The sequence below is a fragment of the Janthinobacterium sp. Mn2066 genome, from assembly GCF_049319705.1.
Lineage (GTDB): Bacteria > Pseudomonadota > Gammaproteobacteria > Burkholderiales > Burkholderiaceae_D > Janthinobacterium.
The window spans coordinates 1-550 of record NZ_JBMOUF010000036.1 but is presented as its reverse complement, the minus strand read 5'-3'; the positions used below and the strand labels follow the sequence as shown (position 1 = coordinate 550).

At 55.8% G+C, this 550-nt stretch carries 1 pseudogene; it reads left to right on the top strand.

Annotation, left to right across the window (positions count from 1 at the left end):
- Positions 1–242 precede the first annotated feature (242 nt).
- Positions 243–550 (top strand): annotated as a pseudogene (locus ACL9RI_RS27640) (hypothetical protein); the annotation flags it as partial.

Sequence of the window (550 nt, the reverse complement as noted above, 5' to 3'; positions counted from 1 at the left end):
GGGCAGTAGGGTCAGTTCTGCCATTCAGACACAAGCTCTTCCTTAGCTTTATCGTTCGCATACTTACGCTGACAGTTGACAGTTATTCGACTTAACAGGTGGAGGCTAATTTGAGGCTGTGTCTGAATGGCAGAACTGACCCTCATTCCGTAGACCCCGATGGGCTCCTTTGTGTTTGCGCTTACACGCAGGCCCTTGATGCCAATGCGAAAGACAAGTCCCTGGGGCAGTGCGCCAAATATGTGAGAACTACGCTCGAAGCCGGTGGCGCGGACACCCGCAACCGACCTGTTTCAGCGAAGGACTATGGCGCGTTGCTGGAGCGGAACGGCTTTGAGAAGGTCTCGACGACTGACTACCAGCCCGGAGATACCGCTGTTTTTGATTCCTATAAGGGGGGCAGTGTCCATGGACACGTGCAGGGCTACACCGGTACCGGTAGCAGCGGATGGGTCTCTGACTTCAAGCAGCCGCGCTTTTGGGCAAGCCGTGCCTACGAAAGCGCCAACTCCTTCCAGGTTTATCGCCCGATAGACACGGGAAGCACCGC